The sequence below is a fragment of the Rhizobium sophorae genome (genome assembly GCF_013087515.1).
GTDB lineage: Bacteria > Pseudomonadota > Alphaproteobacteria > Rhizobiales > Rhizobiaceae > Rhizobium > Rhizobium sophorae.
Genome location: NZ_JABFCN010000028.1, coordinates 139660 through 153914, shown reverse-complemented (window position 1 = coordinate 153914; position 14255 = coordinate 139660). Strand labels below are relative to the sequence as shown.

At 60.4% G+C, this 14255-nt stretch carries 15 protein-coding genes; 3 read left to right on the top strand and 12 right to left on the bottom strand.

The window, feature by feature from the left end; genetic code table 11:
- Positions 1-92 precede the first annotated feature (92 nt).
- The 5 genes from G9X64_RS16460 to G9X64_RS16440 all read right to left on the bottom strand — a co-directional run bounded on the left by G9X64_RS16460 (position 93) and on the right by G9X64_RS16440 (position 5277).
- Positions 93-674 carry a dienelactone hydrolase family protein gene (locus tag G9X64_RS16460; protein WP_171376962.1) on the bottom strand — a complete coding sequence of 194 codons (582 nt, stop codon included), beginning with the start codon at positions 672-674 and terminating at the stop codon, positions 93-95.
- Positions 675-745: 71 nt separating this feature from the next.
- Positions 746-1531, bottom strand: coding sequence for an ATP-grasp domain-containing protein (locus tag G9X64_RS16455; RefSeq protein WP_171376961.1), 786 nt, complete (start codon positions 1529-1531; stop codon positions 746-748).
- A 75-nt stretch (positions 1532-1606) separates the two neighbouring features.
- The gene (locus tag G9X64_RS16450; RefSeq protein ID WP_171376960.1) at positions 1607-3595 is read right to left on the bottom strand and encodes a primary-amine oxidase; all 1989 of its coding nucleotides are present in this window, start codon (positions 3593-3595) and stop codon (positions 1607-1609) included.
- Positions 3596-3661: 66 nt separating this feature from the next.
- Positions 3662-3829: a hypothetical protein gene (locus G9X64_RS16445; RefSeq protein ID WP_168313130.1), complete on the bottom strand. Its 168-nt coding sequence runs from the start codon at positions 3827-3829 to the stop codon at positions 3662-3664.
- Positions 3826-5277: an APC family permease gene (locus G9X64_RS16440; RefSeq protein WP_171376959.1), complete on the bottom strand. Its 1452-nt coding sequence runs from the start codon at positions 5275-5277 to the stop codon at positions 3826-3828. The genes G9X64_RS16445 and G9X64_RS16440 overlap by 4 nt, the downstream gene beginning before the upstream one ends.
- A 121-nt stretch (positions 5278-5398) precedes the next feature.
- Between G9X64_RS16440 and G9X64_RS16435 the strand changes: the two genes are divergently transcribed.
- Positions 5399-6460, top strand: a complete 1062-nt coding sequence (locus G9X64_RS16435; RefSeq protein WP_168313132.1) for an AraC family transcriptional regulator — start codon at positions 5399-5401, stop codon at positions 6458-6460.
- A 42-nt stretch (positions 6461-6502) separates the two neighbouring features.
- On the opposite strand, the gene G9X64_RS16430 is transcribed toward G9X64_RS16435, so the two are convergent.
- From G9X64_RS16430 to G9X64_RS16405, 6 genes are all read right to left on the bottom strand, one after another.
- Positions 6503-6868 (bottom strand): cytochrome C oxidase subunit IV family protein, encoded by a 366-nt coding sequence (locus tag G9X64_RS16430; RefSeq protein WP_168313133.1) that lies wholly within the window; start codon positions 6866-6868, stop codon positions 6503-6505.
- 7 nt (positions 6869-6875) lie between these two features.
- Positions 6876-7595, bottom strand: coding sequence for a heme-copper oxidase subunit III family protein (locus G9X64_RS16425; protein ID WP_171376958.1), 720 nt, complete (start codon positions 7593-7595; stop codon positions 6876-6878).
- 11 nt (positions 7596-7606) lie between these two features.
- Positions 7607-8326: a cytochrome c oxidase subunit 3 gene (locus G9X64_RS16420; RefSeq protein WP_171376957.1), complete on the bottom strand. Its 720-nt coding sequence runs from the start codon at positions 8324-8326 to the stop codon at positions 7607-7609.
- Positions 8323-10098: a cytochrome c oxidase subunit I gene (ctaD, locus tag G9X64_RS16415; RefSeq protein ID WP_171376956.1), complete on the bottom strand. Its 1776-nt coding sequence runs from the start codon at positions 10096-10098 to the stop codon at positions 8323-8325. The genes G9X64_RS16420 and ctaD overlap by 4 nt, the downstream gene beginning before the upstream one ends.
- 47 nt (positions 10099-10145) lie before the next feature.
- Positions 10146-10964, bottom strand: coding sequence for a cytochrome c oxidase subunit II (locus tag G9X64_RS16410; RefSeq protein ID WP_168313137.1), 819 nt, complete (start codon positions 10962-10964; stop codon positions 10146-10148).
- Positions 10965-11128: 164 nt separating this feature from the next.
- Positions 11129-11530, bottom strand: a complete 402-nt coding sequence (locus G9X64_RS16405; RefSeq protein WP_168313138.1) for a c-type cytochrome — start codon at positions 11528-11530, stop codon at positions 11129-11131.
- A 257-nt stretch (positions 11531-11787) separates the two neighbouring features.
- Between G9X64_RS16405 and G9X64_RS16400 the strand changes: the two genes are divergently transcribed.
- Positions 11788-12432 carry a LysE family translocator gene (locus tag G9X64_RS16400; RefSeq protein WP_171376954.1) on the top strand — a complete coding sequence of 215 codons (645 nt, stop codon included), beginning with the start codon at positions 11788-11790 and terminating at the stop codon, positions 12430-12432.
- A 125-nt stretch (positions 12433-12557) separates the two neighbouring features.
- On the opposite strand, the gene G9X64_RS16395 is transcribed toward G9X64_RS16400, so the two are convergent.
- Positions 12558-13481 (bottom strand): MYG1 family protein, encoded by a 924-nt coding sequence (locus tag G9X64_RS16395; RefSeq protein WP_171376953.1) that lies wholly within the window; start codon positions 13479-13481, stop codon positions 12558-12560.
- Between the two features lie 221 nt (positions 13482-13702).
- Here G9X64_RS16395 and G9X64_RS16390 point away from each other — a divergent pair, with 221 nt between their 5' ends.
- Positions 13703-14194 carry an HIT family protein gene (locus G9X64_RS16390; RefSeq protein WP_171376952.1) on the top strand — a complete coding sequence of 164 codons (492 nt, stop codon included), beginning with the start codon at positions 13703-13705 and terminating at the stop codon, positions 14192-14194.
- The last annotated feature ends 61 nt before the right edge of the window (positions 14195-14255 follow it).

Here is a 14255-nt window from a genome sequence, read left to right as displayed (position 1 = left end):
CTCCGGGCCGAAAGCCCGCCATTCAGCATGAACGGCACCCATCTCAGGTCGGCTATACCAGAACCAACCGGATCTCCCGCGGAATGTCCGGATCAGACGCGATTCAGGAACTCGATCACGCGGAGGGTGAGCAGCGCGGTCGCTTCCGCGTCATAGGAAGGCAGCGAGCTGTCGGCGAAGTAGTGCTGGTCGCCTGGGTACAGGAAAAGCTCCGCGTCCTCGACCTTCTCCACGATCTCACGGGCGGCGTCGATGTCACCTTCGCCGACGAAAATCGGATCGTTGTCCATGCCGTGGATCTGCACCGCGACGCCGTCCGGCCAAGGTCCGAAGGCCCACTCGCCGCTGATCGGCAGGCAGGAATAGAAGAGCAGAGCCCCGCGGGCGCCGGGCCGCGTCTGCGCCAGCTTCTGCGCCGGCAGCACCCCGAACGAGAACCCGGCATAGACGAGCCCGGCAGGCAGTTCGTCGGCGATGCGCACGCCCCGCTCCCGCATGGCGTCGAATCCGATCTCCCCGATATAGGCGATCCCCGCTTCGATGCTTGGGAATGTGCGCCCGTCAAACAGATCAGGCGTGTGCACGATGTGACCCGCTGTCCTGATATCGTCGGCAAACGAGCGCACACCTGGGGTCAGCCCCTGTGCGTGATGAAACAACAAGACCTCAGCCATACGGAGCCTCCGGGTGCGATGGTCGGGCACATTCTGCAACTCTACAGCGTCATCCCCTCGCCGGGAAGACGTCAGGTGCGGGCCAGGCCGTCGATCGCCCTCGCCAGCTTGACGAGATCTGCGGCGTAGAACCCGGCGGCGTTGAGACAGTTCGTCTCGAGCAGCTTCAGCCCCTCCTCGGTGCGACAGATATCGATGACATAAGCTTGGGAGTAGCCGGGATTGATGTCGACCATGCGCTGCCCGAAGTCCAGCGCATCCTCATCGATCTCGTGGCGGTGGACGACACGCGATCCGTCTTTGTAGAGCGAATAGGTGACGATCCGACCGTCGACGACCCAGAGACGCCATTCGCGCAGGATGCGAACGGGCTTGGTGAGCATCAGCAGCGTGTCGTGACGAAGTGAACCCTTGGGGATTTCATCTTCGTCGAGCGCCAGCACCCTCTCTGCCATACGGATGATCTCGCCGGTCGATTTGACATTTCCGGGCTCCTCCTTGCTGTCGTCGACCGGGCGCAGGAACCAGTCCCTGCCGTCATCCGCCAGACCCTGGGGGACATCCCGGAGTGTTAGGAACAGCGCATCAGCGCCGTTGAGGAGGTAAGGATGCCACACCTGTTCGTGAACGAAAGGATGCAGCTTGAAAACACCCGGCCGGTAACTGTTCGCCTCGGCGTTCTTCCACAGCGTGTAGGAGCCAAACATGACCACTGAACCCGGATCAGCAACGACCGGCTCGGGGATGAGCTCGCCGACGAACGGTACGACCTTGTGCCATGTGTAGGAGATTCCGAGCTGGTCGAGCGCCTCGGCCAGCTTGCTGGTATCTTCGAACTGCTGGAGAAGCCACTGCATTCTGTTCCCTGCCTTTCTTACAATCCGCCGGACTACCAAAAAGCTATTTAAAAAGGAACAGCCGTAGCATTGCAGCTATGTGTGGCAGCAGGAACCGCTTCCGGTGTCATCGGGCGAAAGTTGCAGGCGATTGTCGACACTATGGCCGTTTCCTTCCGGCGGCAGGTCCATGGCGATGTTAGATGCGAAGAAGCCGTTCGGTTTCAGCGTGAAGCCTGCATACTCCACCGGCATGATCGGAAAATCCTCGGGCTTGCAGACATGGGTGTGGCCGAAGGAATGCCAGAGCACGACATCGGCATTCTCGATTTTACGGTTCTGCTTGATATAACCCGGCAGGCCGTCGCCGCCGGCGTGCACGTTTGGATAATCGCCGCTCGCATATTTTTCCCTGGCATCGAAGGCGGTAACCCAGATGTGGTTCTTGGCAAAGCCACCGCGTTGGGCAACGGTCGAATCCTGTTGGGCAAGCATAACAGGCGACGGCATGACGACAATCTTGTAGCCCGGCGCCTTGCCGACGCTGTTCTGGATGTTGGGGTTGGAGACTTTCCAGTAACGGCCGGTCTCACCATTGGCGAGTGCCGGGGAATCGAGTTCGCGCTTCAACACACGAGTCTTGGTATCGAAGACATTGCCATAGGGGTTGTCCTCACCCCAGGGACGCGGCACGAACTCATGCTCGGTCACGGTATTGTCTCCGCCGTCGACATCCATGTGCAGGCGCGCATTGAAGAAATGCTGGTGGGTCGGACCGCCGAGATTGTCATCGACCATGCCGCCCCATGGATAGGTTTCGCCGGTCGCGACCGCCGCCGTCTGGATGATGCCGGTGAGCTTGGCTTCGAGCTGGATCGTGCCGTCCTGATAAAGATACCAGTAGAACCCGTAATCGTAGTTGCCGACAGTTGCGAAGAAGGAGATGACGAGGCGGCGCGAACGGCGCACTTCGAAAATACCGTTGCGGAATTCGTAATGCTTCCAGAGGATGCCGTAATCCTCTTCATGCATGCAGATGGCATTCTTCATGATGAAAGGCTGGCCGAAATCATCCGCCGCCGGCACGTCGAAGTAGTGAATATGGCCGAGGCAGTCGCAGCCGAGTTCGAGGCAATTGGCCAGGCGTCCGAGGCCATATTCGCCAGCATCGAAGGCGCTCTTCCAATAGTGGTTCGCCGTCGGATCGGCATAGGGAACGACCATTTCGGTGACACTGGCCCGAAAGACGACGGGCCGCAGCCTGCCCTGATCCTTGATGCCGAGTTCATGCAGAACGAGGCCTTCGCGCGGGGTGAAACCGACACGGAAACTCCAGTTCTGCCATTCAACTTTCCAGCCGTCGACCGTAAAGCTCGGCCCTTGCGGCTGAACGATATGCAGCGGCGTGAGATCGGCTCGCGGTTCCGGGAAGGTTTCGCGGCCATAATTGCGCTTCTTCCTCGGGACCGGAATGATCTTCTCATCGTCGACGAGATCGACCACTCGGTTGGTGATCAGATCGACCACCGCCACCACGCCCTCGATCGGATGCGCGTAGCCGTTGTCACGGATATCCTCGCGCCAATAGGACACGGCGCGGACGATGCGCTGTCCCTTCTCGAATTCGCGGCCAAAATAGCCCGAGGAAAAAGGATCGATCTGGATGAGCGGAATATCCTCGTCGGTAATGCCGCGCTTCTTGACGGCAGCGATCCAGCGCGGATCGGATTTGACGGTGCCTTCAACGGTTTCGAATTCGCACAGCATGATCGGCGGCTGACCGTAGGGCAGTTCATCGAGAGGCAGCCGGATATAGGAGGACACCGTGCCGGCAGTCAGGTCTACGACGCCCTCGAAGGTTTCGCCATTGCTGATGTCGATTGCCAGGATGAAGGCGAGCCGCGGCAGCCTGTCGCCCAGGCGATAGGCTGCAAGATCCGCCTTTGTCGGCTCCTCCAGCCGGGTGATCGGAAAGCGGAAGGTGGCTGCGAGTGTCTGCCTATCCTTGAGTATGGCAACGGCAGAAGCGATCTCGTCGAGGCTCAGAGGGTCGAGCGGATGGGTAACTGCGACAACGGCGTCCATTGGTATACCTCTTGTTTTTGGAAGAGACGACGCAGCATGGCGCGTCGCAAGCTGCGGCGATCAGGATCAACCGGAGCAGATCTGCGTCTCGATCATCATCTGGTCTGCATGAATGCAGAACAGAGAGCAGAAGGCGTGTGCCTCGACGGCAACCAGCAATGTTGCGCCGGCAAGTATCGCGACCGCGAGAACCATAAGGCGATCGACGGGTGCAAATTCAGCAACGGCACTCATTCGAAGACCTTTCCAAGCGAGGCGTAGAGAGCGGGTTTGGATCTCTTGACCCGGATCGCAAACAGCGCGCCGAAAATGCCCACCAGCACCATGGCATAGGGGAAAGCCTTGACGATCGGGCTTTCGCTGCCGGAAAGGAGTGAAAGATTGGAACTGACCAGCACCAGCGAACCCATGAGACCGAGCAGCGCCAGCGTCGGAGCGGTCATCGTGGTCCAGGCGCTGTAGCTGTTCGGCGTCTTGCGAAAGAACATGATGATCGCGACAGAGACCAGCACCTGCACCAGCAGGATACCGATACCTGCGAGCGCCGCCATCCACGAGAACACGACAGTGTAGGGATCGGCACCGAAGATCACGAACAGGGCAAGGACGACGGCCGCGACCAGACTTTGCAGAAGACCTGCAGCATAGGGGGAGCCATGTTTGGCGTGAACATTGCCAAGCACCTTGGCTGCCAGACCTTCACGGCCAAGAGCGAAGAAATAGCGATTGAGCGTATTGTGGAAGGACAGGATGCAGGCAAACAGGCTGGTGATCAGCAGCACGTTCATCACCTGGCTCGACCATGGACCAAGCACGGAATTGGCGGCAGTGAAGTAGAAGCTGTCGAGGCTGGCAGCAGCAGAGGCCTGCACCTTGCCCGGACCATAGAATTGCACGATTGCCCAGGTGGAGAAGGCATAGAAGAGGGTGATGAGCAGCACGGCAACATAGGTGGCGCGGGGAATGGTCTTTTCCGGATCTTCGGCTTCCTCGCCGAAAATGGCCGTCGCTTCGAAGCCGATGAAGGAACCGATGACGAAGACCAGCGCCACGCCGAGACCGGGCGCAAACACCGACGATGGCGCAAAGGAGGAGAAGCTGATACCTTCCGGTCCGCCGCCAGAAAAGACGATGGCAAGATCCAGAACCAGCAATATGGCAATTTCGGCAATCATGCAGACGCCGAGGATCGCGCCTGAGAAGGCGATGTTGCGTTGACCGCAGACCAGCACGACGACCAGCGCCGCGAAGGCCCAGATCCACCAGGGCAGGACCAGCCCGAGCGGCGCTATGGCATTGGCCATGAAGAAACCGAACAGACCATAGATGGCGATCTGAACCGCGCTATACGTGACCAGCGCCATGAAGGCGCCACCCACGCCAGCCGGCTTGCCGATGCCATGGGTGATATAGGTGTAGAAGGCTCCTGCCCCGCCCACATGCCGGCTCATGGCGGTGAAGCCGACCGAGAAGAGAAGGTAGAGCAGGCCGGCGAGCACGAAAGCGCCGGGGACGCCGGCGCCATTGCCAAAGGCGAAGGCGGCCGGCGAAGCGCCGACGACAGCCGTGAGTGGCGCGGCCGCGGCAACGACGAAGAACACGATGTGGACGAGGCCCACCGAGTCCCTGGCCAGACGACGCTCCGGCGATGATGGTGCGGCCATGCTTGCTTCCAGTGTCATGGAGAACCCCTCTTTGCTTGTTTGTTGCCAGGAAGGTAAGCGCGGCGATCTGGCCCCGAAATTGCAGTTTATGCCAATGAATCGATAATTCGCGCCACGAAGGTCGCCGGAGACGCTGAAAATGGCAGTTGCATCGCATTTGATCAGCCGCATGCCCGCAGTTGCTTCAATTCGAGCCTCCGTCTTGATCCCGCTGGTACAACAAATCGATAAAAGATCCGGGAAAACCGACCTTCTTCTGGCTTCGCACGGCATTCTGCGCTCGCAATTGGAAGATCCCTACGCTGTCCTGCCGATGGCGCGTTATGTCGCGCTGTTCGAGGACGCCGCGACGATAACCGGCGAACCGGCACTGGGAGCTCGCATGGGCACCGGCTTCAAGCCCGCCGACATCGGCCCCATCGGCATGCTCTTCGCACTCTCGCCGACCATTCGCAGCGCTTTCGAGCGGCTGTCGAAATATGTCAACGCGGTGCAAGGCGCGACCAGTTCCGGCGTGTTCGAGGAGAATGGCGATTTTGTCTGGAGCTACCGGATCGTCGATCCCAGCATGTGGCCGCGCCGGCAGGACAGCGAATTCACGATTGCGGCCTCCTGTCAGCTCGTCCGTTCGTGCTTCCGCCGTGGCTGGCGGCCGATCGAAATACAGCTCGAGCATCACGCCCCGCGCGACGCCGGCGTGCTGGAACGCATCTGTGGCGCGCCCATCCTGTTCGGCCAATCCGGCAACCGGATCGTCATGAACAAGGCGGAGGCTGACCGTGTGCACCGTGCGGAAGACAAAAGCCTGGTCGAAATCCTGGAGCGGCATATCGGCGATCTGGTCAACGAGCCAGCAGCCGGCGATATCGTCACGGAAAAGGTCCAGGCTCTGATCAGCATCTATCTCGGCCGCAAACCGGTCACGGTCGCAACGCTTGCCGCCGAACTGAAGATGTCGCCGCGAAGCCTGCAGCGCCGGCTGTCGGAGGAAGGCGTGTCGCTTCGCGATCTCGTTCGCCAGCACCGCCAGACACTCGCCGCCCACTATCTCGGCGACCGACATGCCGCACCGATGTCCGAGATTGCGCGTGTGCTGGGTTATGCAGACAACACCGTGCTATGGCGTGCGCTGCGATCCTGGGAAAAGAAGGGGGAACTACCCACCTTCGACAGATTGAATGGAGATGTAAAAATCAGGTAAATGGACGATCGGACCGGCAGCGGAGACCGTTCGATTGCTGCTCTACGGCGCCGCACCAAAGAATGCCAGCCGGGTGAAGATCGTGTAGTCTGCTTCCGATACCATCAGCGCCACGAAAACCAGCACCAGCAGCGGCGGCAACAGGATGGCGTAGACGAGCGCCAGCCGTTCCCAGGCCATGTGCATGAAGACGGCGACGATCAGCCCGGCCTTCAGCATCATGAACACGAGGATCAGCGTCCACCTGAGATAACCTTGGATGCCGAGATAATCGACCATGTAGGATAAGGCGCTGAGCACGAAGAGCAGGCCCCAGACGAAGAGATAGAGCCGGATCGGGTGCTGCTGTCCGGTGTGTGTTTGTGCATGCACCGTTTGGCTTTGCGCATGCGCCGTTGTCTCGCTCATGACGACCTCACCACAGATAAAAAAACGCAAAGATGAAGACCCAGACCAGGTCGACGAAGTGCCAATAGAGGCCCATGATTTCGACGGCCTCGTAGCGGCCTTTCCGACTGGTGAAGAAGCCGCGTCGTTCCACGTCGAAATCGCCGCGCCAGACCTTGCGGGCAACGATGAGCAGGAAGATGACGCCGATCGTGACGTGGGTGCCGTGGAAACCGGTGATCATGAAGAAGGTCGATCCGAACTGTGCCGCCCCCCATGGGTTCTCCCAGGGGCGCACGCCTTCGGTGATCAGCTTCGTCCATTCGAAGGCCTGCATGCCGACGAAGCCTGCGCCGAGGAGGGCCGTGAGCAGCATCAGCATCGCCGTCATGCGGCGGTCGCGGCGATAACCGAAATTGACCGCCATCGCCATGGTGCCGCTGCTCGAGATCAGCACGAAAGTCATGATCGCGATCAGGATCAGCGGAACGTCCTGGCCGCCGATATGCAGCGCGAAGACCTCGCTCGGATTGGGCCATGGAACGGGCGTCGACATGCGGGCGGTCATATAAGCGATCAGGAAACAGCCGAAGACGAAGGTGTCGCTCAACAGAAAGATCCACATCATCGCCTTGCCCCAGGAGGCGGTCTTGAAGGCGCGCTGATCCGAGCTGAAATCGGCGGCGACACCACGCAGGCCGGCCGGGCTGAGGCCTGGCTCGCTGTGTGTCTGGACAGGATGTGCCATCTGCAAATCTCCTAATTCAGAAGTGTGCGGCAGAGATCGACGAAATCATTCGCCCATCCGGCAAAGAGCGCGAAGAGCAACAGCCAGACGGCGAGCATGAAATGCGAGTAGATGGCGGAAAGATCGACGCTGAGGCGCAGCCTGTCCGGCGCCACATCCGTTGAAAATGCCCTGACCGTCGTGTGCGCGAGCACCGCAAGCCCGCCGAGGATATGCAGGCCGTGCAGACCGGTGAGCATATAGAAGAAGCTGTTGGAAGGGTTATCGGCCAGCACGTACCCGGCCGCCGTCAGCTCCCGCCATGCCTGGATCTGTCCGACGAGGAAGAAGATGGCAAGTGCAAGCCCTGCAGCAAGCGCCGGTCGCAGCACCTCCATGCGACCATGCCCTGCTTCTCTTTTCGCCCATTGCAGCGCCGCGCTGCTTAAGGCCAGTGCCGCAGTGTTCACCCAGAGCAGCCGGGGAACAGGCGTCGCCCACCAGTCGGTCGACGCCATGCGCATGAAATAGGCGCTGACGGCAAGGCTGAAGACGGCGCCGACGACGCCGAGAAACACGAAGAGCCCGATTTTGACCGCCGGCGCCGGCAGCCTTTGCCGCTCGGCACCGTCATGACCCGGCAACTGCACCGACCCGGTTTCGAGCCAGGGCTTCGAGGTCAACCGCTGCCCGGAAAGCCACCAGAAGATAATAGCGGCGACTGCGGCAAGGAAAATCAGCATGACGTTCATGCGTGGACCTCTCTTGTAACGCCGCCTGACGGCACCGTCTGCGGAATGAAGTCTTCTGCCGCCCCGGGCACGCTGTAGTCATAGGCCCAGCGGTAGACGACAGGCAGATCCTTGCCCCAGTTGCCGTGGGCGGGCGGCGTCTGTGGCGTCTGCCATTCGAGCGTCGTCGCCCGCCACGGATTGCCGCCGGACTCCCTGCCCCGGAAAAGGCTCCAGACCAGATTGAACAGGAAGACCATCTGTCCGGCCCCGACGATCAGCGCCATGACGGTGATGAAGATATTCAGCGTATCGGCCGAAGGCGGAACGAAGGCCGTCTCTCCCATCTCGAAATAGCGGCGTGGCACGCCGAGCAGGCCGAGATAGTGCATCGGAAAGAAGATCGCATAGGTGCCGAGGAAGGTGATCCAGAAGTGGATATGGCCGAGCACGTCGTTCAGCATGCGTCCCGTCACCTTCGGATACCAGTGATAGATCGCCCCGAAGATGACGAGGATTGGCGCCACGCCCATGACCATGTGGAAATGCGCGACGACGAACATCGTGTCCGACAGCGGCACGTCGACGACGACGTTGCCGAGGAACAGGCCCGTCAGCCCGCCATTGACGAAGGTGACGATGAAGGCGAGCGCAAAGAGCATCGGCAGGGTCAGGTGGATGTCGCCGCGCCACAGCGTCAGCACCCAGTTGTAGACCTTGATCGCTGTCGGCACGGCGATAATCAGCGTCGTCGTGGCGAAGAAGAAGCCGAAGGCCGGGTTCATGCCGCTGACATACATGTGGTGCGCCCAGACGACGAAGCTGAGCGCGCCGATGATGACGATCGCCCAGACCATCATGCGGTAGCCGAAGATGTTCTTGCGCGCATGCGTGCTGATAAGGTCCGAAACGATGCCGAAGGCCGGCAGCGCGACAATATAGACCTCCGGATGACCGAAGAACCAGAAGAGGTGCTGGAAGAGGATCGGGCTGCCGCCGCCGTGCTGCAGCTGCGTGCCCATTTCGATGATGGCAGGCATGAAGAAGCTCGTGCCCAGCAGGCGATCGAACATCATCATGACGCAGGCGACGAAGAGGGCGGGAAAGGCCAAGAGCGCCATCACGGTCGCGGTGAAAATGCCCCAGACGGTGAGCGGCATGCGCATCAGTGTCATGCCGCGCGCGCGCCCCTGCAGCACTGTCACCACATAGTTCAGTCCGCCCATGGTGAAGCCGATGATGAAGACGATCAGCGAGGTGAGCATGAGCAGGATGCCCCAGTCCTTGCCGCCCGGCGTGCCGGAGAGAACGGCCTGTGGCGGATAGAGCGTCCAACCGGCCCCCGTCGGGCCGCCGGGGGCGAAGAAGCCCGCGGCGAGGATCAACACTGCGAGCAGATAAATCCAATAGCTCAGCATGTTGGCGTAAGGAAACACCATATCGCGCGCGCCGACCATCAGCGGAATGAGGTAATTACCGAAGCCGCCGAGGAAGAGCGCGGTCAGGAGATAGATCACCATGATCATGCCGTGCATGGTGATGAACTGGTAATAGTGATCGGCATCGATGAAGGAGAAATATCCGGGAAAGGCGAGCTGAATCCGCATCAGCCAGGAGAGCACCAGCGCCACCAGGCCGATTGCGATGGCCGTTAGCGAATATTGCACGGCTATGATCTTGGCGTCCTGGCTGAACACATATTTCGTCCACCAGCTGTGCGGATGATAAAGCTCGACATCCTCGACTTCGGCTGAGGGGATGGCGTCTGCGCTGTCGGATGGAATCTCGACCATGATCTCTCTCCCCTTCGTCTCCCAGCGGTCTGCGACCGCTGCGGGGTTCAGTTTGCCGGCGGCATCTCTCCCGATGACGCCGTAAGCTGGGTGAATGTCTGCTGCTGCCCGAGCCAGGTCTGGTAGTCCGCATCCTCGTCGACGACGACGGTGCCGCGCATTTGCCCATGGCCAACGCCACAGAGTTCGGCGCAGAGGATGTCGAAGGTCCCTGTCCGCGTCGGCGTGAACCAGAAATAGGTGATCATGCCGGGTATCATGTCCATCTTGGCGCGGAATTCCGGCACGTAGAAATCATGGAGCACATCGACCGAGCGCAGCAATATGTGCACCGGCTTGCCGATCGGCAGATGTAGCTCGCCGCCCTCGATGATGACGTCGTCAAGGCCGCTTGCGTCGTTTTTATCAAGGCCGAGCGGGTTTTCGGGGGTGACGTCGCGCGTCTCGGCGCGGCCGAGCTTTCCGTCGGCTCCCGGCAGCCGGAAACTCCACAGCCACTGCTGGCTGACGACCTCGACCGATGCGGCATCGGCAGGCACCGTGATGAACTGGTTCCACACGATGAGGCCGGGCGCCAGCATCGCCGCAACGCCGACCGCCGTTCCCCCTCCCAGCAGCAATTCCAGCCTACGGTTTTCGGGCTCGTAATGTGCTCGGTTGCCCGGCTTGTGCCGGAAACGGAAGACGCAATAGGCCATGAACGAAACCACCGCCACGAAGACGATGCCCGTGATCCAGAAGGTGATGACGAGGGTGGTGTCGATATAGGTCCAGTTGGACGCGATCGGCGTCCACCACCACGGGCTCAGCACATGGAACAGCACGGAGCCGACGACAATCAGGACGAGGATCAGCACGACAGCCATGTCCGCTCCTCCTCGAGCAGGTTGACCCGTGAAACCGCATTCCGCAAAAAGTCCGTGTTTATTATCGCACAGATAGAAAATATCGGCAATTACGGCAATTTAGGCATGCACCACCAGCCGTAACCCGTCATTTGGAGTATTGCCCGTCACTGAGAATATGCCCATCACTGAGAATATTGTTTGAGATAAGCGATGAGATTGGTGATCTCCTGCTCGTCCTTCACACCGACGAAGGCCATCTTCGTGCCCTTAACCTTCGCTTTCGGATTGTGCAGATAGTCGCGCAACGTCGCCTCGTCCCAGACGAGACCGCCGTCGCCGGCCGCCTTCATGCCTGTCGAATAGGCGAAACCAGGATGTGTTCCGGCCTTTCGGCCGAACAACTTGTTCAGCGACGGGCCAACCTTGTTCGTATCGGAATCAGCGACATGACAGGTCACGCATTTCTTGAAAACGGCAGCACCGGCCGTCGCATCACCCTCCTGCGCCCCGGCGTCAGCAGGGGAAAGAGCAATGACGGATGTGGCGATCAGCAGAACAACACGGTAATCCACGGCAAACCCCATCCTCCTCAAGGTCGCCAGCCACTTGCACCCTCCGCAATCTCTCGCGTGTGGGTGGTGGTTGCTATGGCATAAAGCTTAGTCCTTCGCGGGTGCAAGTCAATCGGTTCCGCAATTTGGACGCGGGCCGGGCCTGTTCCAGTCCTCTCAGGAGGGTCCGCCACCCTCGAAGATTGGATATTGACGCCGGTATCGGCGACGACATACTTGACCGTCGGCTTCAACGCCACCCTCGAAACCAGGCCCAGGAAAGGCGCGCAATGTCGATTGCTGAAATTCTGTCTTTTGCTTTCGTCACCGCGTTGCTCATCATTTCCCCCGGCCCCAACGGCGTCCTCATCGCCAAGACGGTGCCGACCTCGGGGCGTGGCGCCGGTTTCGCCAATATTGCCGGCTTCGCCGCCGCCTTCTATGTGCACGGCACCCTGTCGATCTGCGGCATCTCCCTGCTGCTGGCGCAGTCGGCGCAGGCCTTCCTCGTCGTCAAGATGATGGGCGCCGCCTATCTCTGCTGGATCGGTATCAAGGCGCTGGTCGGCGCCTGGCGCGGTTATGCTGTCGTAACGTCAGTGGCCCCTTCCCGTAAGGTAAGGCATCTCCCCCGCGCCTTCCTCGAGGGGTTCCTCACCAACGCCCTGAATCCGAAGGTGTCGATCTTCTACCTCGCGGTCTTCCCGCAGTTCATCCACCACGACGCCAATAGCCGGGCCGCGATCGGCGAGGCTTTCCTTCTGGTCACCGTCCATGCCAGCCTCAACGTCATCTGGTTCGGCTCGATGGTCATGATCTTTGCGAGGCTCGCCAGAGCTGCGCGCAACCAGCGCTTCCAGCGCTGGCTGAAAGCCGCGACAGGCGTGGTCTTCATCGGCTTCGGCGCCAAGATGGCAACATTGCAGGCTGGATAGCGAGGACGGGCAAACCGCCTTCATCACGGAAAGGCAGGCCGAACGTCCGCTGGGCGGCAACAGGATCAGCAACCTGCCGCCAGGACCGGATATGGCCTCGCCCAGCCTCAGCTGCCGCCATTTGACTACGCGCCGATCGAAAGCGCCTCTTTTACCGCCAACTCGGCCATGGCGAGCGCCGCGTCGCGGGTCCTGGCAGCGGCGATGAAGCGGCCGTTGTGGCAGAAGCTCGCACCCTCGATGCCACAAACCGCCTCCAGTGCGCCATTGGTGAGCCCGGCCCAGGCCGCCGGCAGGTCGGCCCGGAGATCGAACCCCTCCTCGGCGCGGCGAATGCCGGTCACGCACCAGTCCTTTTCGCGCGGATGAACGACGAACAGCAGGTGATCGGCGCCGGCCTTGACGATGGCGGGACGGAAGGGCATGCCCCTCGGCAATTCCAGAACACGCCCCTGCCCCGAAGCCTCGATTGCCCGATGCACGATTGCCTCGGCCCGCAATTTCGCGGCACTCTGGGCGATCCTGGCCTCGACGAAACTGCGGGCAATGGCAAGGGCCGCATGAAAGGCGCGGTTATCGGCCTCAGGGTCCGCTTCGTCGAAAACCGGTTTCAGGGTCTCCAGCAGCGCTGGCAGCATCAACCCGGCCAACGGCCCCGAGGGGCTGAGCGCGCCATTGTCGGTCAGATCGACCGGCAGCACGAAGCTGGTGTCGAAAGAGCCATGCATCGCTTCCACATGCGCTTCGGGAAGGCCGAAGGCTGTGAGATAATCGCGGCCGTAATGCTTCCAGATCAGGCCGAACGAGCTGTAGGGCTGACTGTCGTCGCGCAGCGGAGCGCCGCGCTGGTGGTGATCGAATATCCCGGCAGCGGGATCATAGGCTCCGCCGACATCATAGATGATCCGGTCTTCGCCCGGCGTGATCCACTCCGGCGCCCGGCTGCGAACGATACGCGCCTGCGGGAAAAGCCGGGTCAGGATGACGCTCGACAGCAATTCGTCGGCATGAAAGCCACCGGAATGGGTGACGAGGAAATCGGGGATCATCGGAGCTATGCGCCTTGTCGTTCGCGGAGAGTCCGCTTGCAGGTCGGCACCAAATAACCGTTGCCGGCTGCTATCTCAACCCATACCTTAAATCGGAGTCGATTTAAGAATAAAATGATGCAGCAATCCAACGTGTTACAGCGTCCTTTCTGACGTCACCGGGATACCGACCTCTTGCGGGATTCATCAAAGCCCCTAAAGGGTGCATCAGGAGTAAGTCCGTGGAGATTCCCCAGCACTTGCATGTCGCCGAGACTGCAGGATGGCTGGTGAACCACCGCATCAATTCCGCCCTTCCCGGTTATCTCATAATCAGCTCCAAGACCGACACCAACGATCTATCGGATTTGTCCGAAGATGCTTTGGCTGAATTCGGCCCATTGCTGGCAAGAGCTCAGAGTGCCCTGAAACAGGAGTTGAATGCTCAGCGCGTCTATATCGGCCGATACGGGCACACGCCTGGTTACCCGATCCATTTTCATGTGATCCCGATATATGACTGGGTGGAGGAGTTATTTTGGAAGGACGCTCGCTATCGTCTGCTCGAGAATCTCGCAGCAGGACCGGGGGAAACCGCAACGGATGGCGCGGAACTGACGCTGTTTGTCTGGCGTGAGTTCTGCGAACGCGCAGAGCCGCCGCCGATCAAAGGGCCATCTGTCTCAGAGGCCATCGAGCTGCTGCGGGAGACAATGCGGTTTCCGCCGCTTTAGATCTTTGTACTCGTGAATGTCGCCGGAAAATGGCCAGCGGTCTTTGCAAGACGGCATACTT